The sequence below is a fragment of the Bradyrhizobium sp. USDA 3364 genome (assembly GCF_054056355.1).
On record NZ_JBSRYG010000002.1, the window covers coordinates 3004356 to 3026920 of the forward strand.

The following is a 22565-nucleotide window of genomic DNA, read 5'->3' on the forward strand; positions in this document are numbered from 1 at the left end:
TAGGCGCGCCGACATGAACCCGTTGTGAATTTCTGTGCGCGATGCGCGATCACACGCGCGCGCGACGAAGGAATTATTCGCAGCGGTTAATGCAGGTCAGCTTGGTGTCAGGATGGAACGCGATTGTGCGATCTCGTCAGCACCATCACGGCGCCAAATAGTCGAATTTTCGTTTTGAATTGGACGACGACCCCCTGCGCGTCATCAATCAATGATCGGAGCATCCGGCTCCCGAGAGGCCGGGCAGGGAGGTTGGAATGGCGCGATCCGCCGACATCGACATCAACGCGGGCGCACGCCTCGACAGGCTGCCGATCTGCGGATTCCACTGGCGCATCCTGGCCCTGATCGGTGCCGGCATGTTCCTCGATGCATTCGACATCTATCTCGCCGGCGGCGTGCTGGGCGCCGTGCTGAAGCAGGGATGGTCGACGCTCGAGCTCAACGCCGCATTCGTCTCCGCGACCTTTGTCGGCATGACGATCGGCGCCTGGTTCTCCGGCATCCTCGGGGACCGCTTTGGCCGCCGCTTCTCCTACCAGGTGAACCTCGCGATCTTCGGCCTTGCGTCGATCGCCGCGGCGTTCGCGCCCAGCATGACCGTGCTGATCGGCCTGCGTTTCATCATCGGCATCGGGCTCGGCGCAGAGATCGTGGTGGGCTATGCGACCCTGACTGAGTTCGTGCCGGCCTCTTCGCGCGGCCGCTGGATCGGGCTCTTGGCCGTGATCACCAACTTCTCGCTGTTCGCGTCGTCCATGGTCGGCCTCTGGGTGATCCCGACGCTTGGCTGGCGCTACATGTTCGGCCTTGTCGGTCTGCTCGCGATGGTCGTCTGGATCCTGCGCAAGTCGATGCCGGAATCGCCGCGCTGGCTTGCCGCCAATGGACGCGCCGATGAAGCCGAGCAGATTCTGTCGGCGATCGAAGTGGAGGCGGCGCGCAAGGGGCCGCTCGCTCCCGTCGCCGCCAGTGCGCCGGCACACGAGCCTCCCGGCGCGGTCTGGCGTCTGTTCCAGCCGCCATATCTCGCGCGCACGCTGCTCGGCAGCCTGTTGCACATCGTCGTCGGGTTCAGTCTTTACGGGTTCATCGCCTGGTTGCCGACCTTCATGGTCAAGGGCGGCCACAGCGTGGTGTCCTCACTGGGCTACACCACGGTGATGGCGCTGGGCGGGCCGGTCGGATCGTTGATTGGGCTCGTGCTGGCCGATCGGCTCGGACGCAGGCTCTCGATCGTCGGCTCGTCGATTGCGGCAGCAGTGCTCGGTATCGCCTATCCCTACATGCCGGATGGTGTTGCGCTCGCCGGCGTGGGCTTTCTGCTCGTCACCGCGATCTATGTCATGCTGGCGACCGGCTTCGCGATGCATGTCCCGGAATTGTTCCCGACGCGCTATCGGCTTCGTGGCACGGCGATCTGCGCCACGTCCGGACGCATCGCGACCGCGCTGGTCCAGTACGTCGTGGTCGCGATCTTCGCTTGGCAAGGGTTGACCGGCGTGCTGACGACGCTGGCCGGCGTCCTCGTCTTCCAGGCCGTGGTTTTTCTTGCGTTTGGATTCGAGACCAAGGGAAGATCGCTGGAGGACGCGTCGGCTATTGCGGACGCGGAGGCCGGTGGTCAGTCGTCGATAGCGCGGAGGCCGGCGGATATCGACGCCTAGTTCAGGCCGGAGCAGGTTGCCCTGATCCGGTCGCGAAGCCAACCGTTCGCATTGCTCTGATCGTATCTGCGATGCCAGTACAACATCCAGTCGAAAGACGCCGACTCGAACGGCAGTTCCTCCATCCGCAGATCGTCGTCCATCAGCACGGCGGCGAGGTGCCTCGGCATGACAGCGAGCAGATCGGTCTTCTTCAGAACGTGAGGTACGACGAGCCAATGCGGCACATTCAGCGTGATGCGTCTTCGATGGCCGAGCTCGGCGAGCATCTCGTCGACGAAACGAAGATCGGTCGGGCTCATCGAGACCTTCATGTGCTCTTGCGTGATGAAGCGCTCGAAGGTCAATCTTCCGCGCTTGATCTGGTGACCGCTCCGCATCAGGCAGACCATGCGGTCGCGAAGCAGCGTCTCCGACCGGATCGATGCGGAATGCTCGAGCCCCATGCTGACAGCGACGTCGATCTCGTCCCGCTCCAGCGCATCGATCGTCAGCGCGGGCGGCAGATGGATGATGTTGTAGGAAATCCGCGCCTCCGGCGGCCGCGCTGCGGCGAGCCTCGGCAGCAGCAGACATGCGAGAATGTCAGACATCCTGATCGTGAAGCTGCGTTCCGTCCGGCCTGGGTCGAAGCCGGCATCGCTTGCCATCACGCGCTCGACCTGGCGCAGCACCTGACGCAGCGGCTCCGCCAGCTCAGTGGCGCGCGGCGTCGGTTTCATGCCGGCTGTCGTCCGCACCAGCAATTCGTCCTCGAACATCGCGCGCAACCGGTTGAGCGCGTTGCTCATGGCCGGTTGGCTGAGACCGACGCGGTCGGCCGCCTTGGTGACGTGGCGCTCGGTCAGCAGTGCGTCCAATGCGACGAGCAGGTTGAGGTCGATGGAGCGAAGGTTCATCCGTCATTGATACCGTGAATATCGAGAGATAACAAATCCATTTCATCGATGATGGCGCAGGGCGTATCAATCGATCCGACCAAGGAGGCAATGATGAGCTTTGAGACGATCAAGCACGACGTGAAGATCTGCATGTTCGACCAGTACGGGACCGTCGTCGACATGCAGGGCGGCCTGACCAGGATCGCGACGCCGTTTCTCGAGAGGAAGGGCTGGAAGGGCGATCCGAATTCCTTCGTCACCTGGTGGCGTCGCACCCATTTCGAGAACTCGATGATCGATGCGCTGCTGCATCGCGAGCACACGCCCTATCGCGAGATCGGGCATCGCGCGGTTGCCCATGTGATGGATCGCGCGAAGATCGACTACACGGTGGATGACGTGCGGTATCTCGTCGGCGAGATCGAGAAGCTGGTGCCGTTTCCCGAGGTGCCGGAAGCGCTGGCGCGGCTGCAACGCAAATACAAGCTTGTCGTGCTCTCGAACGGCGATCCGGACATGCTCGAGACCGCGAAGCAGTATCACAAGATCCCGTTCGATCGCGTGATCTCGGTGGCCGAGGCCAACTCGTTCAAGCCGCATGTCGCGACCTACACCAAAGCGGCCGAGATCATCGGCGTGAAGCCCGCCGAGGTGTTGTTCGTGGCCAATCATGCCTTCGACTGCATTGGCGCCAAGTCCGCCGGGATGCGGACGGCCTTCATCGACCGGCGCAGCCGCCCGTTCCGCATCACGCCGCACCAGCCCGACATCCTGGTGCCGTCGATGAAGGACCTCGCCGATGCGATCGTCTGATCGCGAGCCGCTGTCGGGCATCAGGGTTCTCGACCTCTGCCGGGTGGTCTCCGGCCCGTTTGCCACGATGCAGCTCGGCGATCTCGGCGCCGACATCGTCAAGGTCGAGGATCCCAGGCAAGGCGACGAAAGCCGCCGCTACGGGCCGCCCTTCGTCGGCGGCGAGAGCGCGTACTTCCTCTCGGTGAACCGCAACAAGCGCAGTTGCACCATCGACCTGAAGTCACCGGCGGGGCGCGATACGGTGCTCGAGCTTGCATCGGTCGCCGACGTCGTCATCGAGAACTTTCGCCCGGGCACCCTGGACAAATGGGAGCTCGGCTTCGACGCGCTGCGGGCCCGCAGGCCGGACATCATCCTGTGCAGCATCTCGGGCTTCGGCCGCACCGGCGCGGATGCGGCACGTCCCGGCTACGATCTGATCCTTCAGGGCGAATCCGGCGTGATGGACATCACCGGCGATCCGGATGGGCCACCGACCAAGGTCGGCACGTCGATCGCCGATCTTGTCACCGGTCTGTACGCGTCGCATTCCGTGCTGGCCGCCTTGATGCGGAAGCAGCGGACCGGCGAGGGCGGACAGGTCGACGTCTCCATGCTCGACGCCATGGCGTCGCTCCTGACGTTCAACGCCGGGATGTACTTCGCCACCGGACAAAGCCCCGGGCGCCGCGGCAATGTGCATCCGACCATCAGCCCGTATGAGCCGTTCGAGACCAGCGACGGCTGGATCAATGTCGGGGTCGCGAACGACAAGTTCTGGACGGCCTTCTGCGACGTCATTGGACGGCGTGACCTGCGCGACGACGTCCGCTTCGTAACCGCCCCGAAACGCGCGGCGAGCCGGAACGGACTCGTCGCGATCCTCGCGCCGATCTTCGCCCGGAGGAGCCGCGCCGATTGGCTGCAGGCGCTGGGCGCGGCCGGCATTCCCTGCGGCGCGATCAAAGCGGTCGGCGAGGTCTGCGAAACGCCGCAACTCACGCGGCGGGGGATGGTCCAAACCGTCGGCCATCCGGCCGCGGGGGACGTGAGGTTCATTGCCCGGCCGACGCGGTTCGGCGACGAGCCGCCGCCGCCGTCCACGCCGCCGCCGATGCTGGGCGAGCACACGCGCGAGGTGCTTGCGGAATGGCTCGGCTGGACCGAGGATCGACTCGAGAGAGCCGCGGTCGAAGGCGCGTTCGGAGATTTTGGGCGGAGCTTCGTGCGATCGCTCATCTGAATATCGTCACGTGAGTACCGTCATGAGAGATATCGCCGAGCAGATGCTGCGTCGCGCCGTCGCCGACGAGCGGCAGGAATTCGGGTCGTTCTTCCTGTCGCGCTTCTTGGGCCTCGAGATCGCCTACCAGGGTGAGACCTGCATCGTGTCCTTCGACGTCGAGAGGCCGCTGTTCAATCCGCAAGGCTCGCTGCACGGCGGCGTTCTCGCGACCGCGCTCGACATCTCGATGGGCCATCTCGTCAACCACGTCGCGGGTGCCGGCACCACGCTCGAGATGAAGGTGCAGTATCTCGCCGCGATCCGCGAAGGGCGTGTCACCTGTCGCGCGACATTCCTGAAGCGAGGCCGCAAGACCTTCTTCCTGCAGTCGCAGGCCTCCAACGCAGCCGGCGAACCGATCGCCCATGCCACATCGACCTGGCAGCTGCTGAGCCGAGGTTGAGAGGCGCGGCTGGTTCGGATCGGCCCGTTTCGCGCTGTCGAGGCTCCGTTCCTTCGCACGAAACTGTCACGAGCATTGCCAGGATCGCGATCCGGTTTCATACTCTGACGCCGGAAGCACATCTGCACGGCGCGGCCGCCGCGAAGATGCGGGAAGCGATGCCCTAAAAGCGGAAAGACGGCGATGCGGTTTCGTCTCGCATTTGCTTTTGTATCGATGGCGGCGCTGCTCGTTGATCCGATTGCCGCCATGTCGCAGGACATGTTGCGCAGCGTCGACCTCGATAGTCCCGAAATGACGACGTCGGAGATGACGCGCGCCGAGGTCGACGCGTTGCTCAGGGCCGCGGCTCAAGGAGGCCGACACACTGCAGATTTGGAGGGAAAGCGGCTGTCGCGCCTCGATCTCTCGGGCCTCGATTTCTTCGGCGGCAACCTTCATCTCGTCAAGCTCAACCGGGCCAATCTGAAAGCCGCGCGCTTCGATCGGGCCATCCTGAACCAGGCCTGGCTCATCGATGCAGATCTGACTGAGGCGTCCTTCGTCAAGGCATCGCTGCTCGGCACGCAGATGCAGCGCGCCAAGCTTGGCGGCGCCGATTTGAGCGGCGCTCGCATCACCGCCGATCTATCCGGTGCCAGCATGGCCGGGGCCAAGCTCGCCGGCGCGGATTTGAGCGCCGATATGCGCAACCAATCGATGGGCCTGATGCGGGGTGTGCTCAAATCCGCCGATCTCCGGAATGCGGATTTGAGCGGCGCCAATCTCGCGCGCGCCGATCTCGAATTCGCGCAGTTGCAGAACGCCAATTTGGCGAACTGCAATCTCAACAAGGCTGACCTCGCGGGAGCCGACCTCTCCGGCACCAATCTCGCCGGCGCCGATTTCACCGAGGCCGACCTCGCGTCGGCCGTCTTGCCGAGCGCAGCCGCGCTGGCAGAGGCCCGCAATCTGGACAAGGCCCGGAACTTGAGCCAGGCGCGGCGCCCAAATTGAGGAGCGAACGGTGGCGTCCGCAGCAGGCTGATGTTCGCCGCTGTGCCTTGACCAAGGCGCAGCACGCATGCGGTCACGTCCGATCTGTTGTATAGTTGCAAGCGAGGGGGCTGCTGCCTTGCAAGGGAGGTCCTCCATGAAGGTCAAGGACGTGATGCACAAGGGCGTCGATTGGGTCAGCCCCGATACCCCGGTCACTGAAATCGCAAAATTGATGCACGGGCACGACGTCGGATGCATTCCGATCGGGCAAGACGATCGTCTGATCGGGATGGTGACGGATCGCGATCTCGTCTGCAAAGGTCTTGCGAGCAAGGACTTCAACTCCGCGCGCACCACGGCGCGCGATGTGATGACCAAAGGCATCCACTGCTGCCGCGAAGACGACGATCTGGCGAAAGCGGTGCATCACATGGAAACGCTGAAGATCCGCAGGCTGCCTGTGATCAACAAGAGCAAGCGAATGGTCGGCATGATCAGCCTGGGGGATGTCGGCCACTTTGCCGGTGCCGATCTCATGTCCCAATGCATGAAGAGCGTATCGGCTCATCATTGAGGCGAGGCCGGTCTGCCGGAAACCGGCAGATCGGCCGGCACCGTGGCCGGACAAGGAAGCGGGCCGAAAAACGGAGTGGCGCGGCGCAGCCGATGAAGATGGGCACTATCGCTTTGCTGTGGCGCTATGATGCCGCGGCCCCCGAGACGATCCGGCCAGATAGCCAGCGACGGACTACGATCTTGCGTTACGCCTCATGGGCAGCAGTCTTCCCGATTTCGCTGGTGGTCCGGTTACCCCTCGACAGAGCGGCCTGTCGACCAGTCGCGGGATCGGCGCAGTACTATTGAGACGCGCGAAGGTCTGCCCGTCCGCTGGACATTACCACGCGCGACGGAGGCCCTTCTGCCTGGTGCCTTCCTACGCCCAATCCGCGTTACAGGTGGAGCCGCCTCAGCTCCCGCATCTGGCGGCGCTGGAAAAGGCCACCAATCTGGACAGGGCCTTGAACTTGAATCTGAGGATCGCAGTGATCCGAATCTTGGCATTTCAGCCGGTAACCGACTGCTCCGATTCCTTCTGTGGAGATGCGCGCCACCAAGCATGACTGCGAAGACGTTTGACTCAGCGCAACCGATCTCGCCGGAAAATGCGCATGAATTGGTACGCAACTTTTTGTCATCCATCTGCCTTATCAACACATTGTGGATTCAAATGAACCTGAACTCCGATGAATGTAGGGTCGATCTGGATGCCGAAGACCTTGCGACCGATCGTGTCGTTGCTCCTGGGGCTCGCGTTCCTGCTTGCGGGTAGCGGCCTGCAATTCACCTTGCTGCCGCTGCGCGGCAGCGCGGAAGGTTTTGACAATCTTGCGCTCGGCGTCATCAGTTCCGCCTATTATGTCGGCTTCGTCAGCGGCTGTCTGCTCGCGCCTCACCTGATCCTGCGCGCAGGACACATTCGCGCCTTTACGGCAATGGTGGCGGTAGCGGCTGCCGTGGCGCTTGCCTACGCGCTCGCACCGGTGATCGCTGCCTGGATCGTGTTCCGCGCCCTGACCGGCCTCTGCCTCGCTGGACTCTACCTGGTGGTCGAGAGCTGGCTCAACGATCGCGCCTCGAACGAGACTCGCGGACTCGTGCTGTCGGCTTATGTGGTGGTCAATTATGTAGCCATCACACTTGGCCAGAGTTTGGTAACGCTTTATCCGATCGCCGAGGCTGGGAACTTCATGGTGGCGGCCATGCTGTCCTCGTTGGCCATCGTTCCGGTGGCACTGACCCGTGCGGCGCAGCCGGCACCAATCACCATCGTCGGCTTTCGCGTCGGGCAGCTATATCGCGCGGCGCCGGTGGCGCTGGTCGCAAGTTTCATGGTTGGAGCCGCTAACGGTGCATTCTGGGGTCTTGCGCCGCTGTCGGCCGTCGGCAGTGGCCTCAGCATCAATCATGCGGCGCTGTTCATGAGTACGTCGGTGCTGGCCGGAGCGATTGTCCAGTTGCCGATCGGCCGTCTATCCGACCGCGTCGATCGCCGCTGGGTTTTGCTTGTTCTCTTGATCGGGGCTGCCGTCGCGGGCGTCGCCTCGTGGCTGATCTCCGCATCGGGAACGACGCTGCTGCTATTCGGCATTCTCTTCGGGGCACTCGCGCTGCCCGGCTATTCGCTTGCCGCTGCCCACGCCTATGACAAGACCCCGGCGAGTGATGTCGTGCCGATCGCCGCGACAATCCTGCTCACCAACGGCTTCGGTTCCGTGGTCGGGCCTCTTATTGCCGCCATCTTCATGTCGGCGGCAGGACCGCGCGCGCTATTTCTGTTTACCGCGATCGCCCAGGCGCTGCTTGCGGCCTACGTATTCTACCGCACACGTGTCCAGACCTCGCTTGCCTCCACGCGAAAGACAGAGTTCGATCTTGCCACGACCGCACTCGTGGGGACGGTGGTCACGCACGACGCGCTGGACCCAGCCGATCCCTCGATCGTTATCCCGGAAGGCTATGTGCGCGCCCCCATGCATGCCAATGCCAGATCGGCTCCACTGTCGGAGCGCTGACCCGGTTCGCAGCAGTCGCGCAAAATCGAGAAATGGCGCACCCGACACGATTCGAACGTGTGACCTTTGCCTTCGGAGGGCAACGCTCTATCCAGCTGAGCTACGGGTGCGTGCAGGGGTTCATTTAGCTGATTGCCTCCGGGTCGGCAACGGCGTTGTCCGGCCGGTTAAGGGCTGTAAACTGCCTCGGCCAATATGACAGGTCCAAGGAAAAGGGCCGTCTTTCGAGGGAGTTTGCCCATGCGTCCGCTGGAATTCGGCTGGTATCTGCCCACGCATGGCGACACCACGGCCTATGGGCTGATGGAGGCGCAGGTCGCCGGTTCGCCGGAACTCTGCGAGCGCGTGGTCGCGGCCGCCGAGGATGCCGGGTTTGAGTATCTCCTGATCCCGGTCGGCTCGGTGTGCTGGGAAGCCTGGATCACGGGCGCCTTCATGGCGGCGCGCTCGGCGCGGATCAAGCCGCTGATCGCAGCACGGCCGGGCTATATCAACCCGGTCTTGATGGCGAAGATGATCTCGACCTTCGACCAGATGTCGGGCGGGCGGATCTGCATCAACCTGATCGCCGGCCAGAACGAGAGCGAGGTCGAGGCCGAAGGCGTGCGCTACGCGAAGGAAGAGCGCTACGCGCTGATGGAGGAGGAGGTCGCGATCCTCAAGGCGCTGTGGACGACGCGCGGGCCGGTGACCTTCCAGGGCAAGTTTCACACCATCTCCGGCGCGCATATCAGGCCGCGTCCGCTGCAGCAGCCGTTCCCGAAATTCTATCTCGGCGGCGGCTCGCGACAGGCCTGGGAGGTGTCGGCGAAGCATTCCGACGTTCATCTGTTCTGGGGCGATCTGCCCGAGCGCATCGCGGACAACATTGCCGAGATCAGGCGGATGGCGCGGGCGCACGACCGCGAGGACGCGATCGGCTTCGGCATGCGGCTGCAGGTGATCTGCCGCGAGAACGAGGCCGATGCTTGGGAAGCCGCCGACCAGCTGGTGCGTCACGCCACCGAGCGGCAGAAGCAGGAGATGAAGACGCTCTATAACCGCTCCGAGGCCAACCAGCGCGTGCAGCAGCTCGCGCGCGACTACGGCGACCTGCTGATGCCGCATCTGTGGACAGGGATCACCAAGGTGCGGCCCGGCGCCGGCATTGCGGTTGTCGGCAACCCCGAGCAATGCGCCGCGACGTTGCAGCAGTTCATCGACGCCGGCTGCCACTCGTTCTGTTTGTCCGGCTATCTGCACGACGAGGAGGCCGAGCGTTTCGGCCGCCTGATCCGCCCGATCCTCGCCGCGAACAATCGCGGGCGGCTTGCGGCCTGAGGCGCGATCCAGGCGTTATGAATGACCTTTCCGAAAATTCACGCGTCAACCGATACGCGGTGCGCCATGATCCGGTCTGCTTGCTCGACGGCATCCATGGAGGCTGAATCATGTATCACCGCCCCTGGCTTGCGGCACTGGCGCTGCTTGCCATGACAGCCGTTCACGCGCCGATCGCATCGGCGACGCCGGTGCAGACCGAGCGCGACATGAAGCCGGTCAAGGAGGTCGCGGGCGGACGGGTCGCGGTCGGCGGCGCGACGTTTCCGGTTTACCTCTCGGCCGACTGGTCAAATCCGCTGCCGGACGTCACCCGCGCCGTGCTGGTGCTGCACGGGGTGCTGCGCAATGCCGACGACTATTTCCGCGCGGCGCTAAGCGCGCAGGCCGCGGCCGGCGATGTCGGCAAGGCTACGCTGATGATCGCGCCGCAATTCCTGATCGAGCCTGACGTCGAGGCGTTCAAGCTGCCGGCGGAGACGCTGCGCTGGAGCCTTTATGGCTGGCAGGGTGGCGAGCCTGCGCTCGCGCCCAATCCGGCGAGCTCGTTCGAGGCGCTCGATGCCATCCTGGCAAAGCTCGGCGACCGCAAGCTGTTTCCGAACCTGAAGCAGGTGGTGGTGTTCGGCCATTCCGGCGGCGGCCAGGTGGTGCAGCGCTATGCGATCGCGGTGAAAGGCGATCAGGTGCTGCTGCGCGAGGGCATCGGCGTGCGCTATGTGGTCGCCAATCCGTCCTCCTACGCCTATTTCACCAGGGAGCGGCCGGAGCCCGCAATCGCGGCGAATTGTCATGGCTACAACAAATGGAAGTTCGGCATGGACGACCGCCCGCCCTATCTTGCCGAGCCTTCGCCGGCCGCGCTGGAGCAGGCCTATGTCGCGCGCCGCGTGATCTATCTGCTCGGCATGCTCGACACCAACCCCGACCATCCCGCGCTCGACAAATCCTGCATGGCGGAAGCCGAAGGACCGTATCGCTACGCGCGCGGGCATTCCTACGTCGCCGCGATGCAGGCGCGCGACAACGGCACGCCGAACCACAGCGTGTGGGACGTGCCTGGCGTCGGCCATGAGGGCGGCAAGATGCTCAACTCGCCCTGCGGCCTGACCGCCGTGTTCGACATTCCCGGCTGCGAGGCGGCGCGCTGAGCGCACACCGGAATGTGTGCGCCGATCCGGTGGCGGGCAGCATCGAGATCGCCTACGCTGCCATCGCGAATGCAGTATCACGACCGGCGGCTTGATGGAGACCATCATGAAAGCATGTTTGCTCGCGGTTCTGACGGCAGGTGCGTTTCTCGGCTGGAGCCCGGCCAACGCCGCTGAGGGATGCGGCATCGGTTGCCACAGGAGCCTGTACGGCGCCTGCGTGATCGACGGATGGGGCAACCCACGGATCAGGAACGAGTGCCCGGCGACCTCGCGCCCGCGTCCGCCGTGTGGCGGCGGTGGGTTTGTCTGGCGGCGCGACCTCCAGGCCTGCTCGCAGACCACGAAGGATTGGCTCTAGCCGTCGGGCCACCTGGCGGCCGGTGTCACGCCGGCACGATCACCTTGCCGATCGGCCACAGCGCGATGCCGGCGAGCTTGAGATGCGCCCAGGCGAAGGGAATGCCGACGATGGTCACCGCCAGAAGGATGGCGGTGATCACGTGGCCGATCGCGAGCCACCAGCCGGCCAGGATGAACCAGATCAGGTTGCCGATCACCCCGAGCGGCCCGGTTCCGATATCGGAATAGCCGGTGACTTCATCGCGGCGGACCGCGCGCGAGCCGAACGGCAGCAGCGTGTAGACGGCGATGTTGAAGGCGGCGCGCGCCCACGGCAGCCCGATGATGGTGATCGCCATGATCACCGCGGCGATCAGCCAGCCGAACGCCATCCATGCGCCGCCGATCAGGATCCAGAGGATATTCAGCAGGATAGAAACAGGCTGCATGGCTGACACCTTCGCTCCGCGTAACACCGGCCTCAATATAGGCCGGTCGCCGGCACCGCGGTAGGGTGCGGCAAGGCGCGCGGGCGATGACGCTGATCGCGATGCAGGCCGGCCCCGCCGATAACGGCGTGACGCCGCTGCCGGTGCTGGAGAAGTAGGGCGGGCCGGATGCGTTGGAGCGCGTGACCCGTTGCGAACGCGACTTCTCTCCCTCTCCCCGTTCTTACGGGGTGAGGGGCTGCCTTCCGCAAATGCGGTCAGGGTTGTGCACGCGGAGACTCCCCACACCCGCAGGCGGAGCGAGGTGAAGCGCTGGCAGCCGGTGCTTGATAGTCTCGGATCGCCTTACCGCCGAAAGCCGCTGGCGCGCGAGTAGCTCTGGCGGCCGTCCTGCGCCGGGCGCGCCGCCAGGCTGGCGCGCGTCTCGCTGGCGACCGGCGTTGCGGGCTTCAGATCCTCGAGGAAGATCGGCTTGGCGAAGTAATAGCCCTGGGCATAGCGGATCTTGGTCGCCGCCTGCAGATAGGTGAGCTCCTCGTAGGACTCGATGCCCTCGGCGACCACGGTCATGCCGAGCGCCTCGCTCAGCGACTCGATCGCGCGCAAGATGCCCTGGCTGCGCGGCCGCTTGTGGATGTCGGTGATGAACGAGCGGTCGATCTTGATCTCGTCGGCGGTGATGTCGGCGAGCGCCGACAGCGACGAATAGCCGATGCCGAAATCGTCGATCGAGATGCCGACGCCGATGCCGCGCAGGATCGGCAGGATCTGGTCCTGGAAATGCGACCGGGTCACGAACGCGTCCTCGGTCACCTCGATCATGAAGCGCTTCGGGAAGCCGGTGTCCTCGATTGCGCGCGCGAAGCGGCGCATGAACTCGATGTTACCCGCCTGCTTGGCTGCGACATTGATGCTGATCGTCGCGGTCGAGCCGAACGTGTCGTTGATCAGGTCGATCGACTTGACGATTTCCGCCAGCACCAGGAACGTCAGCTCGTCGATCAGGCCGAGCTCGACGGCGAGGTTGATGAAGGTGCCGGGCGCCTGGATCACCCCCTCATCGTCGCGCAACCGCACCAGCGCCTCGATGCCCTTGACCTCCTGGGTCCGGATATCGACCTTGGCCTGGAACGCGCAGCAGAAGCGCTTTTCCAGGATCGCCAGCCGCAGCGACTGCTCGATCTTCATTCGCGCCAGCGCCTCGCGCTCCATACTGTTGTCGAAGAACGCGGTCGAGCCCTTGCCGTTGTTCTTGACGCGGTACATCGCGATGTCGGCATTCTGGCGCAGCGCCTCGTAACTCCCGCCATGCACCGGGTGGAGGCTGACGCCGATCGAGGTCGAGGCGAAGATCTCGGAGTCCTCGATGAAGAACGGCGCCTTCAGCCGCTCCTGCATGACATGGATGAACTCGGCAACCTCGTCATTGCCGCTGATCGGGTTCAGCAGCAGCAGGAATTCGTCGCCGGAGATGCGCGACAGGATGTCGGTGTCGCGGAGCGCGTGGCCGAGCCGCTTCGACAGTTCGACCAGCAGCGCATCGCCGATCGCGTGGCCGTAATAGTCGTTGATGTGCTTGAAATTGTCGACGTCGAGGAAGGCGAGCGCGAAACGGCTCTGCGAGGAGTCGCGGATCAGGCCGCTGACGCGATGCTCGATCACCCGGCGAGTCGGCAGCCCGGTCAGCTCGTCGTAATAGGCCGAGCGGAACAGCTGGTCTTCGAATGCCTTCTGCTCGCTGATGTCGGTCGAGGTCGAGATCAGGAGATTGCGGCCGCCGATCCGGACCGGCCGGTGCGAGGTGAGGAACACATGTTTGGATGCGCCGCAGGACAGGACTTCCTCGAGCACCACAGGGCGGCCGTTGCGCAGCAGGTCCAGATTGGCGGCGAGGCGTTCGTCGGCCGGCGGCGGCTGGCTCGCGCTGGCGGCGAGCTGCAACTGGCTCGCTGCCGCTTCGTTCACCAGGATGAATTCGCCTTGTTCGTCCTGCACGGTGACGCCCGCCGGCAGCAGCTGGAGAAGGTCGCGCAAGATGCGCAGTTCGTGGCCGGAAATGTCGTCCTGGCCGGCTGCCGCCGCGCCCGTCTGAAAATCGTGTTTGGTGAAACTATGCATGCGCCGACCTTGGCAAAGTCCGTTGTAGTTTTGGTTAAGCGGACCTTCGAAATGCCGTGACAGAATGAGACCCGGGCAGCTTTCGCAAGCCGTCGCGGCAATCGTCATTAACAGAGTATCAATGTCGGGCTTAGTCGCCGGTGAAAGCGATTGCGGAGCGCGCGGTTGCATCGACAGCTGCGGCTGTGCCGGAAAGCCGACTTATCAACAGCTCGGAAGCCTGCACTGCATGGTGCAGTGAACACCGGTCTTCAGGTAACTGATCTCGGTCTTGCCGTCGAACGGCCGCAGTGCCGACTTCAACAGCTTGGTGCCGAAGCCGGGTTCGCCGAGCACCTCGACCACCGGTCCTTCGGTCTCGTCCCAGATCACGTTGAGACGTCCATCGTCCACCGTCCACGACACCTGCAGAAACCCGCGCGGCGAGGAGAAGGCGCCGTACTTTCCGGCGTTGGTTGCGAGTTCATGGAAGATCAGTGCCAGCGAGACGGCGAGCTTGGCCGGCAGGAACAGCTGCTCGCCGTTGAGATTGAACCGCACATGGCCGTAAGGTCCGAGCTCCGAGCGCAGCAAATCCTTGATATCGCAGCCATAGCCGTCGACGCGGGCGATCAGATCGTCGGTCGCGGAGAGCGCGCGGATGCGATGATCGATACGCTGCCAGACGTCGGGCCGGTCCTGCAGCGCTTGATGCAGCACGGCATGAATGGTCGAGGACTTGTTCTTCAGCCGGTGCTGCAACTCGTCGACCACGATCTTGCGGTACTGCTCCTCCTCGATCAGCCGTTTGGAGACTTCACGTTGCTGCGCGACCAGGGAGCGGTAGTGCTCCACGCCCCAGATCGCGATGCCGCACACCACCCAGAAGATCATCAAGAGCGCAAAGCGCGCCGGATCGGCGTGCGTGCTGCTGAAATTCAGGACGACCCCGAGCAGGCCGCTTGCCAGCGTGGTTGCGATCCCGATCCGGAGGCCACCAAGCGCGGTCGCGAAGAATACCGCCGGGAAATACGGCGTGAAGAACACGTCCGGCCTGATCTGGGCGAGTCCGAATCGCGCCGCCGTGGCCAAAACGAGACAAAGCACCGCGAAGGCGACCGCAAGCAGCGTCGGAGGCTGGGAATCGCCCCGCCAGCTCGCCCTGAAATCGTCGATCCACTTCGCCATCGGTCGTTCCAGTTCACGTGAACAGGCGACCCAAAATAAGGCCGCTGCGACCGAAAAACCGCAGTTGTGGCCTTCTGGCAACAGGCGGACCTTTCGCACCGCTCATCGCGCCTGCGCTTGCGTTGCCGGGAGCGGCTGGGGAATATCCGCAACATCAGACGTAAGTTGGAGGACCGGCATGGGACGGCTGGACGGCAAGGTCGCGGTGATCACGGGCGCGACCAGCGGCATCGGGTTGCGCACGGCGGAGGTCTTTGTCGCGGAAGGCGCGCGGATCGTGATTGCCGGGCGCCGCGCTCCGGAAGGCGAGGCGCTGGCGCGCCAGCTCGGCGGCAATTGCGTGTTCCGTCAGACCGACGTCACGGTCGAGGAGCAGATGCAGGCGCTGATCGCGCTTGCGGTGGAGAAGTTCGGCCGGATCGATTGCCTGTTCAACAATGCCGGCGGTCCCGCACAGACCGGGGGCATCGAGGGCCTCGAAGTCGTGCGGTTCGACGCCGCGATGGCAACACTGGTGCGCAGCGTCATGCTCGGCATGAAGCACGCAGCGCCCTACATGCGCCAACAGGGCTCGGGCAGCATCATCAACAATGGCAGCATCGCCGGACGGCTCGCGGGCTTCTCCTCGTCGATGGTCTATGGCGCGGCGAAGGCGGCCGTCATTCACTTCACCAAATGCGTGGCGATGGAGCTCGGCGAGTCCGGCATCCGCGTCAATTCGATCTCGCCGGGTGCGATCGCCACCGGCATCTTCGGCAAGGCGCTCGGGTTGTCGACGGAAGCGGCCGAGAAAACCCCGGCCGTGATGCGCGAGGTCTACAAGGCGGCGCAGCCGATCCCGCGCGCCGGCCTGCCCGACGACATCGCGCATGCCGCGGTGTTCCTGGCGAGCGACGAGTCGAGCTTCATCAACGGCCATGACCTCGTCGTCGACGGCGCCATCACCGGCGGCCGCAACTGGAGCCAGCAGCAGGCCGGCTACGTCGCGCTGCGCAAGGCGTTCGATCAGGGGGCGTAGCAGAACGGCGTCGCCGGGGCAGGAAGCATGAACGCGAGGGTCGAGCGGAAGCTGCAACGATTCGCTGCCGTGGTCGCGGTTGGAATCCTGTCCGGCGTCGCTGTCGGTCTGAGCCGGGGGAGCGGCGGGGCGACGCCGCTGATTGCCGGCCGCTGCGCTGCTTCGTGGCGATGCGCCGCGCGCTACAAAAGGTGACGCCGAAGTTCGAGCGCGAATTCGGCGCGGTGCCGCAGATCCGCGGCAGCCTGCATTTCGGGCCCGTGATCGTCGGCGAGATCGGCGACGTCAAGCGCGCGATCGTGTTCAACGGCGATGTCATGAACACCGCGGCGCGGCCGGAGGAACTGAGCCGCCGGGTCGACGGCGGCTTTCTTGCCTCACGCGCGGCGATGGTCCGCTTCGCGGCCCCGCCGCCATTTCCGGTCAGCGACCTCGGCACGCTCCCGATCCGCGGCCGCGTCGACGGCATCGACGTCGTCGGGATTGGTGCGGTGGCTAGCCTTTATTCATGGGCGTCCGCTTCAACCGCGAACGGTGGCCTGGAGCATGATCCGGGAAAGTGTGAAGCGGCTTTCCGAAAGGATCATGCTCAAGCAAGAAGCCAAAGCGCGATGTTGATTCAGACAAATCGCATCGCGCGTTAGCCGTGAAGTTGCGCGTTGAGGCCGTCCCAGTTTGTCGTGCGTCTGGTTGCCTCAAGAGCGCCGCTCTGGGAATTGCGACGAAAGAGAAGGCCCTTCTGGCCCGAGAGTTCTCTCGCTTTCAGGACTCGGCCATCTTCCAGAAGGATGCGCGCGCCTGCGGTGATATAGCAGCCCGCTTCGACGATACAGTCGTCGCCCAATGAAATGCCGATGCCGGCGTTGGCTCCGATCAGGCAGCGCTCACCAACCGTGATCCTCTCTTTCCCTCCTCCGGACAGAGTGCCCATGATCGACGCTCCGCCACCAACGTCGCTGCCGCTTCCGACAACCACGCCGGCGCTGATCCGGCCTTCGACCATGCATGGACCGAGCGTGCCCGCATTAAAATTGCAAAAGCCTTCATGCATGACGGTTGTGCCCGGGGCCAGGTAGGCTCCGAGCCTTACGCGATCCGCATCTGCAATTCTCACGTCCGGAGGCGTCACGTAATCGGTCATGCGCGGAAACTTGTCCACGCCTGTCACCTCAAACGGAAGGCCATGCTTTCGTGCCAGGATTCGCGCTTCCGCTACACGAGAGCATTCACAGGGACCGGGTGTCGTCCAGGCAACGTTCGGTAACAGACCGAAAATTCCTTCAAGGTTCAGGCAATGTGGCTGAACGAGCCGGTGGCTCAGAAGATGGAGCCGCAGATATGCGTCGTGCACATCAATCGGCGCAGACGTGAGGGAGTCAATTTCTGTACGAATGGCAACGATGTCGACATTGCGGATGTCGTCGTGTCGCGCATATCCGTCTGCCGACGGCCCCAACGATCCGTTGATCTCGTCACTCGTCAGCCGTACCGTTGCCGTCTTGCCCGCCTCCACCAGGCCTAGCCGAAGAAACCAGGAATCCAACACGCGACCATCAGCGGCAATCGTCGCAAATCCCTCGCCTCTCGCGCCCCTCACCTCCATCGCCATTTTGAATTTCTCACATTACGATCCTGCACGCGGAGCATATGCGAGTTCTCGTCGAAGTGGCAACGTCTGCGCTCTCAAACACATCCGAATTCGGTCGAATGCGGCCCATCGGACATCGTCTCCGTGTTGCGCCTTGTCCGGCGGCGTTAGGGAGATCGAGCGGTTCCGAGCGTCTCAAACAGCTTTTGCTGCCACCAATCGCTTTCAATCTGATCGAGCACGGCAAGATCCAGCGTCGACCGCGTGGCGCTGTTTTTCGGCAGCACGATCGCATAACTCTCGCTGCCAAAGCTCGTATCGACAATGCGAACCAGGCTCGAATAATCATTGCGGACCATCCAGGTCAGCAGCGGTTTGTCGTGCACGAAGGCATCGATCCGGCCGTGCGCCAGCGCCGAGAGGCCGCTCTGAATGTCGGGAAATGCCCGGAATGATAGCCTTTGACGACTGAAGTAGTCGGTCGTCGCAGAGTTCTCGACCGCGCCGACACGCACGGAGCGCAGGTCGTTGAAGCCGTGAACCGCGCCCTCGAGCCCTCTGCGCGTGAGGGTGGACGTGATGCCGGCCGTGAAGACAGCAATGGCGATGACCGAGGCGATCATCCACCCCATTGCGACGATCCGGCCCGGGAGCGTGGCCGGTGCATTTTGGGCCGCTCCGGCCTGGGTCATGGCGATCGTCGACCACCAGAAGCTGGTGGCAAGTCCTTTGGTGCCACCGGCGAAATGCTCCGTCTTGTGCCGCTCAAGCATCCAGATGAGAAGGCCGACGGCCATTGCGATGCACAGCAGCACGCCGACGGCTTGAAAGAAGTTAAAGGATAGAAGCGCCCGTCCGATCGAGACCCACGGATTTTCATTGATCGGGACGGCAATTCCGAGTCCGGTATTGTAGAAGGGTTGGGTGAAGTCGACGTTGCGTGCGCGCGCTGCGGTCACTGTGACCGCGGCGACGCCGGCATCGAACGTGCCGTTGGCTACGCCATCCAGCAATTCCGGAACGCTCGGGGTCTCGACCAGGCGATAACGCAGATGCTCCTTCTCGGCGATTCTCTTCCAAAGAGCGATGCTGATCCCGTCCCAGCCGCCGTCCGATTGCTTGATCGCGAACGGGGGCGCCACCTTGGTCGCCACCACCCATTCTCGATCAGGCGCTGCTTTCTCTTGAGCATGAAGAAGGGAGCCCGACCCGGCTGGGGTCAGCAATACGAAGCACAGCAAGGCGGGCCACAGCGAAGATATCAACCGCTTGAATGGCGACGTTCGATCTCGCGTGCATGCCTCGTCGCTGTTCGCTGGACGCGAAACGTCTTCCTTTGGACGAGGGCCATGCGAGACGAACGCGAGCTCATCTAACGGCTTCATGCTTTCCTCGATCTAGGCCCCATACGAGCCAAAGCACCTCAATGGGGCAATTCCGCGGAAACCCTGATCGAAACGGTCGCGGTGGGCTTCACGACGAGCCTCCCGTCCGGCGTCTGACGTCCATCCAAGGGCTCAGTTTGCCGCAGGACCCGGCTGACCGTTGTGCCGGACTGCACGGTAACCGTGAGCCTTCAGTCGCGCGGAAAAACGATGTCACGAGAATGCGGCGCTTGACTCAGCGGCCGTACAACACACTCGGTGTCGTCCCTGCTTTCGAATGCTTTCGAAGGGACGACAGCGGTGGACGTGGCGCGATCTTGCGACTCCTTTACACTCCCAAGAGAGAGGAGCAAATCACACCTTCTGCTTCGCCGCCGCCTTCGCGAGGTCAGGCGCATTGACCGCCGGGATCGCGACGCGGCCGGGGCCGGTTTGCTGGAGCGCAGCGGCGGCCTTGTCGTTCTGCATGATCTTGGCCATCACGGCCTGGCCGGCGCGCTCGAACACGGCGCGGTTGTCGACCAGGAACTGGCGCGACTTGCGCAGGCCGTCGATATAGCCGTTGATCTCGGGCACGACGTAGCGCGCGACCAGGTCCCAGCTGCGGCGGGTGTTTTCCGGATTGGCCCAGTCATGGGCGAAGCCGATAATCGACCCGACGCCGCCGGAGACGTCGACCAGGTTCTTGATCATCTTGATCAGGTCATCGGGCGTGCCGATGGTCGACGCAGCGCCCTCGACGAACGCGGTCTTGTCGACCGCCTCATCCGGCGAGGCGAATGCGGTCAGGCCCGGCCGCATCAAGGTGCCGACATTATATTCGTTGTGCCAGCGCATCAGCCCGGCGCCGGCCTCGCGCCGCGCCTGCTCGCGGGTTTCGGCGATGTGCCAGGACAGCAGCACGCGCCAGTTGGAACGGCTCACCGTGGTGCCGGCCTTCTTGGCGGCATCCTCGGCGAATTGCCATTGCTGTGGCAGCGCCATCAGGCCCTGGGTCGACATCGAGCCCAGCGAGATGATGCCGATGCCGTATTTGCCGGCGAGCGTCATGCCCGACGGCGAGATCTGCGAGGCCACCACGAACGGCATATCCTCCTGCAGCGGCAGGATCTGCAGCGCGGCGTCATGCATCTCGAACCAGTCGGTCTTGGCGGTGACGCGCTCGCCGTTGAACAGGCGGCGGATCACCGCGATCGCCTCGTCCTGGCGGTCGCGCTGGGTCATCGGGTCGATGCCGAGCGTATGCGCGTCGGAGGCGAGCGCACCGGGGCCGGAGCCGAAGATGGCGCGGCCGCCGGTCATGTGGTCGAGCTGCACCATGCGCTGAGCGACGTTGAAGGGGTGGTGATAGGGCAGCGAGATCACGCCGGTGCCGAGCTTGATGCGCTTGGTGCGCTCGCCGGCGGCGGCCAGGAACATTTCCGGCGAGGCGATGGTCTCCCAGCCCGAGGAGTGGTGCTCGCCGCACCAGAATTCGTCGTAACCGAGCGCGTCGAGCTGTTCGACGAAGTCGAGATCGCGACGGAATTGCAGCATCGGATGCTCGCCGATCGGGTGATGCGGGGCGAGGAAGGCTCCGAACTTGAGGCGCGCCATAGGTCGTTCTCTCCAACTTATTGTTATCGGGGGCTTTCCGCCAACCTACGGGGTGAGCGTAAGCAAGGCAATGCTCCGGGGTTGCGGCGCCCGCATGGTTGTTGCGCAAATCAGCGGCGATTGCCGCCCTCCGGAATGTTTCCCAGCGCGTCAACGCAAGTTGCGCAGCGGAGCGCGGGCAGGTGGGGATCGCCATGGATGACGCGCCCGTGAACCGACGCTTACGTCCGAGGTAATCGAAGGGATGACCGGAATCTGCTGATGTCGGGCCTCACGTCATTTCGGGCAGGACAGGGCATGCACCAGATTGTTTCGACGCGCGCGGACACCTCCCGCCGCTGGTGGGTGCTGGCGATCGTCGTCGCCGCCCAGTTCATGTTCGGCGTCGATGCCTTCATCGTCAACGTCGCGATCCCGACGATCGCATCGGAGCTGCACGCAACGCCGGCGCAGATCGAGGCCGTGATCGCGATCTATCTGATCGCCTATGCCACGCTCGTGGTCACCGGCGGGCGGCTCGGCGACATCCACGGTACCCGGAATGTGTTCATCGCCGGCGTTGCGGGCTTCTCGGTGACGTCGCTGTGGTGCGGTCTCGCGCAGTCCGGACCCGAGCTGATCATCGCGCGCCTCGCGCAGGGCGCAACCGCGGCGCTGATGGTGCCGCAGGTGCTGGCGACGCTGCATCTGTTGTTCTCCGATGCGGCCCGCGCGCGGGCTTTCGGCATCTACGGCATCGTGCTGGGGCTCGCCGGCGCCGCCGGGTTCATGCTCGGCGGCGTGCTGGTGACGCTCGATCTCGCCGGCCTCGGCTGGCGCGCGGTGTTCTTCGTCAACGTGCCGTGCGGCGTCGTCATCATCGCGGCCGCATTGCAGATCATGCCGACGGTGCCGCGCCGCGCCGGCACGCGGCTCGATATATCAGGCGCGATCGTGCTGTTCGTGGGCCTGCTGTGCCTGATCGGTCCGCTGCTGTTCGGGCACGATCTCGGCTGGACGGCTTGGGTGTGGCTGATGATGGCGGCGGGTGTCGCTGTCATCGCGGCTTTCCTGCGGCTCGAGCGCAGCGTTGCGCGCCGTGGCGGCATGCCGTTGATCGACCTGTCGCTGCTGTCCGATCCCGCCTTCATGCGCGGGCTGGTCGCGGTGTTTTTCTTCTTCTTCGCCAATCTGTCATTCTATCTGATCATGACGATGTTCATGCAGAAAGGCTTGCAGATTCCTCCGCTAGAGGCCGGGCTGGTGTTCGTGCCGCTGGCGCTGACCTTCGTGATCGCCTCGCGTCACAGCGGTGTGCGCGCGAAGCATCGCGGCACGCTGGTGCTGATCGAGGGCTGCGCGGTGCAGATCGTTGGGCTCGCCGTGCTCGTTGCGACGGTTCAGGCCATCGCGGCACCATCGGCCCTGTTGCTCGCACTGGTGCTGATGATCTTCGGCTACGGCCAGGGCCTGGTGATGGCGCCGCTGTCGAGCGCGGTGCTGTCGAGCGTGCGGCCCGCAAGCGCCGGCGCCGGCTCCGGCATGTACGGCACCACGACCCAGATCGGCAACGCCGCCGGGGTTGCCGCGATCGGCGCAGTCTTCTTCGCCGTCGAGAGCGCGACATCGGCGCATCTGGCGTTGTTTGCGGCATGCGCATTGTTTGTGCTGTCGATATCAATTTCAGCCGTATTTCTGTCATGGATGCGCAACGCCACGGCATGATCCGGAAACCTGTGGGCGGAGTTCCGGAAGATTCGTGCGTAAATGACGTGCTTTGCCGTCGGAACGCGCGTTAACGTCGATTCTCACAATCCCGCAGGGAATGACAGCACACGGCCTTTTTATTTCGCAGTGCAGCAATTATCTG

At 64.1% G+C, this 22565-nt stretch carries 20 protein-coding genes and 1 tRNA gene; 13 read left to right on the top strand and 8 right to left on the bottom strand.

Going from position 1 to position 22565, the window contains the following annotated elements; genetic code table 11:
• Positions 1-257: 257 nt before the first annotated feature.
• Positions 258-1667 carry an MFS transporter gene (locus ACVILL_RS14075; RefSeq protein ID WP_456729584.1) on the top strand — a complete coding sequence of 470 codons (1410 nt, stop codon included), beginning with the start codon at positions 258-260 and terminating at the stop codon, positions 1665-1667.
• On the opposite strand, the gene ACVILL_RS14080 is transcribed toward ACVILL_RS14075, so the two are convergent.
• The gene (locus tag ACVILL_RS14080; RefSeq protein WP_456729585.1) at positions 1664-2566 is read right to left on the bottom strand and encodes a LysR family transcriptional regulator; all 903 of its coding nucleotides are present in this window, start codon (positions 2564-2566) and stop codon (positions 1664-1666) included. The two genes, ACVILL_RS14075 and ACVILL_RS14080, sit on opposite strands and share 4 nt — an antisense overlap.
• Before the next feature lie 93 nt (positions 2567-2659).
• On the opposite strand from ACVILL_RS14080, the gene ACVILL_RS14085 reads away from it, so the two are divergent.
• The 6 genes from ACVILL_RS14085 to ACVILL_RS14110 all read left to right on the top strand — a co-directional run bounded on the left by ACVILL_RS14085 (position 2660) and on the right by ACVILL_RS14110 (position 8582).
• Entirely contained in the window at positions 2660-3361 is a 702-nt protein-coding gene (locus tag ACVILL_RS14085; protein ID WP_456729586.1) for a haloacid dehalogenase type II, read from the top strand.
• A complete protein-coding gene (locus tag ACVILL_RS14090; protein WP_456729587.1) occupies positions 3348-4586 on the top strand; it encodes a CaiB/BaiF CoA transferase family protein in 1239 nt (412 codons plus the stop codon). The genes ACVILL_RS14085 and ACVILL_RS14090 overlap by 14 nt, the downstream gene beginning before the upstream one ends.
• A 22-nt stretch (positions 4587-4608) precedes the next feature.
• Positions 4609-5031, top strand: coding sequence for a PaaI family thioesterase (locus ACVILL_RS14095; protein WP_456729588.1), 423 nt, complete (start codon positions 4609-4611; stop codon positions 5029-5031).
• 183 nt (positions 5032-5214) lie between these two features.
• Positions 5215-6027 (top strand): pentapeptide repeat-containing protein, encoded by an 813-nt coding sequence (locus tag ACVILL_RS14100; RefSeq protein WP_456729589.1) that lies wholly within the window; start codon positions 5215-5217, stop codon positions 6025-6027.
• 136 nt (positions 6028-6163) lie between these two features.
• Positions 6164-6583: a CBS domain-containing protein gene (locus ACVILL_RS14105; RefSeq protein ID WP_456729590.1), complete on the top strand. Its 420-nt coding sequence runs from the start codon at positions 6164-6166 to the stop codon at positions 6581-6583.
• A gap of 691 nt (positions 6584-7274) precedes the next feature.
• Complete coding sequence (locus ACVILL_RS14110) at positions 7275-8582, top strand: MFS transporter (protein WP_456729591.1); 1308 nt, start codon at positions 7275-7277, stop codon at positions 8580-8582.
• 33 nt (positions 8583-8615) lie between these two features.
• Here ACVILL_RS14110 and ACVILL_RS14115 read toward each other — a convergent pair.
• Positions 8616-8692: transfer RNA gene (locus ACVILL_RS14115), tRNA-Arg, on the bottom strand.
• 130 nt (positions 8693-8822) lie between these two features.
• On the opposite strand from ACVILL_RS14115, the gene ACVILL_RS14120 reads away from it, so the two are divergent.
• The 3 genes from ACVILL_RS14120 (at position 8823) to ACVILL_RS14130 (ending at position 11414) form a co-directional block, all read left to right on the top strand.
• A complete protein-coding gene (locus tag ACVILL_RS14120; RefSeq protein ID WP_456729592.1) occupies positions 8823-9902 on the top strand; it encodes an LLM class flavin-dependent oxidoreductase in 1080 nt (359 codons plus the stop codon).
• Positions 9903-10012: 110 nt separating this feature from the next.
• Positions 10013-11053 carry an alpha/beta fold hydrolase gene (locus ACVILL_RS14125; RefSeq protein WP_456729593.1) on the top strand — a complete coding sequence of 347 codons (1041 nt, stop codon included), beginning with the start codon at positions 10013-10015 and terminating at the stop codon, positions 11051-11053.
• 106 nt (positions 11054-11159) lie between these two features.
• Entirely contained in the window at positions 11160-11414 is a 255-nt protein-coding gene (locus tag ACVILL_RS14130) for a GCG_CRPN prefix-to-repeats domain-containing protein (RefSeq protein ID WP_456729594.1), read from the top strand.
• A 25-nt stretch (positions 11415-11439) separates the two neighbouring features.
• Here ACVILL_RS14130 and ACVILL_RS14135 read toward each other — a convergent pair whose 3' ends face one another.
• The 3 genes from ACVILL_RS14135 to ACVILL_RS14145 form a co-directional block, all read right to left on the bottom strand.
• Positions 11440-11844 carry a YccF domain-containing protein gene (locus ACVILL_RS14135; RefSeq protein WP_456729595.1) on the bottom strand — a complete coding sequence of 135 codons (405 nt, stop codon included), beginning with the start codon at positions 11842-11844 and terminating at the stop codon, positions 11440-11442.
• A gap of 345 nt (positions 11845-12189) precedes the next feature.
• Positions 12190-13962, bottom strand: a complete 1773-nt coding sequence (locus ACVILL_RS14140; protein WP_456729596.1) for a putative bifunctional diguanylate cyclase/phosphodiesterase — start codon at positions 13960-13962, stop codon at positions 12190-12192.
• A gap of 204 nt (positions 13963-14166) precedes the next feature.
• Positions 14167-15129: a sensor histidine kinase gene (locus tag ACVILL_RS14145; protein ID WP_456729597.1), complete on the bottom strand. Its 963-nt coding sequence runs from the start codon at positions 15127-15129 to the stop codon at positions 14167-14169.
• A gap of 178 nt (positions 15130-15307) precedes the next feature.
• On the opposite strand from ACVILL_RS14145, the gene ACVILL_RS14150 reads away from it, so the two are divergent.
• Both ACVILL_RS14150 and ACVILL_RS14155 read left to right on the top strand, forming a co-directional pair.
• A complete protein-coding gene (locus ACVILL_RS14150) occupies positions 15308-16147 on the top strand; it encodes an SDR family NAD(P)-dependent oxidoreductase (protein WP_456729598.1) in 840 nt (279 codons plus the stop codon).
• 260 nt (positions 16148-16407) lie between these two features.
• Positions 16408-16791 (top strand): hypothetical protein, encoded by a 384-nt coding sequence (locus tag ACVILL_RS14155; protein WP_456729599.1) that lies wholly within the window; start codon positions 16408-16410, stop codon positions 16789-16791.
• Here the strand turns inward: ACVILL_RS14155 and dapD are convergent.
• From dapD to ACVILL_RS14170, 3 genes are all read right to left on the bottom strand, one after another.
• The gene (gene dapD, locus ACVILL_RS14160) at positions 16788-17756 is read right to left on the bottom strand and encodes a 2,3,4,5-tetrahydropyridine-2,6-dicarboxylate N-succinyltransferase (protein WP_456729600.1); all 969 of its coding nucleotides are present in this window, start codon (positions 17754-17756) and stop codon (positions 16788-16790) included. The two genes, ACVILL_RS14155 and dapD, sit on opposite strands and share 4 nt — an antisense overlap.
• Positions 17757-17902: 146 nt before the next feature.
• Positions 17903-18889 (bottom strand): transporter substrate-binding domain-containing protein, encoded by a 987-nt coding sequence (locus ACVILL_RS14165; protein WP_456729601.1) that lies wholly within the window; start codon positions 18887-18889, stop codon positions 17903-17905.
• 585 nt (positions 18890-19474) lie between these two features.
• Positions 19475-20716, bottom strand: coding sequence for an LLM class flavin-dependent oxidoreductase (locus ACVILL_RS14170; protein ID WP_456729602.1), 1242 nt, complete (start codon positions 20714-20716; stop codon positions 19475-19477).
• A 297-nt stretch (positions 20717-21013) separates the two neighbouring features.
• Here ACVILL_RS14170 and ACVILL_RS14175 point away from each other — a divergent pair, with 297 nt between their 5' ends.
• Positions 21014-22420: an MFS transporter gene (locus ACVILL_RS14175; RefSeq protein WP_456729603.1), complete on the top strand. Its 1407-nt coding sequence runs from the start codon at positions 21014-21016 to the stop codon at positions 22418-22420.
• The last annotated feature ends 145 nt before the right edge of the window (positions 22421-22565 follow it).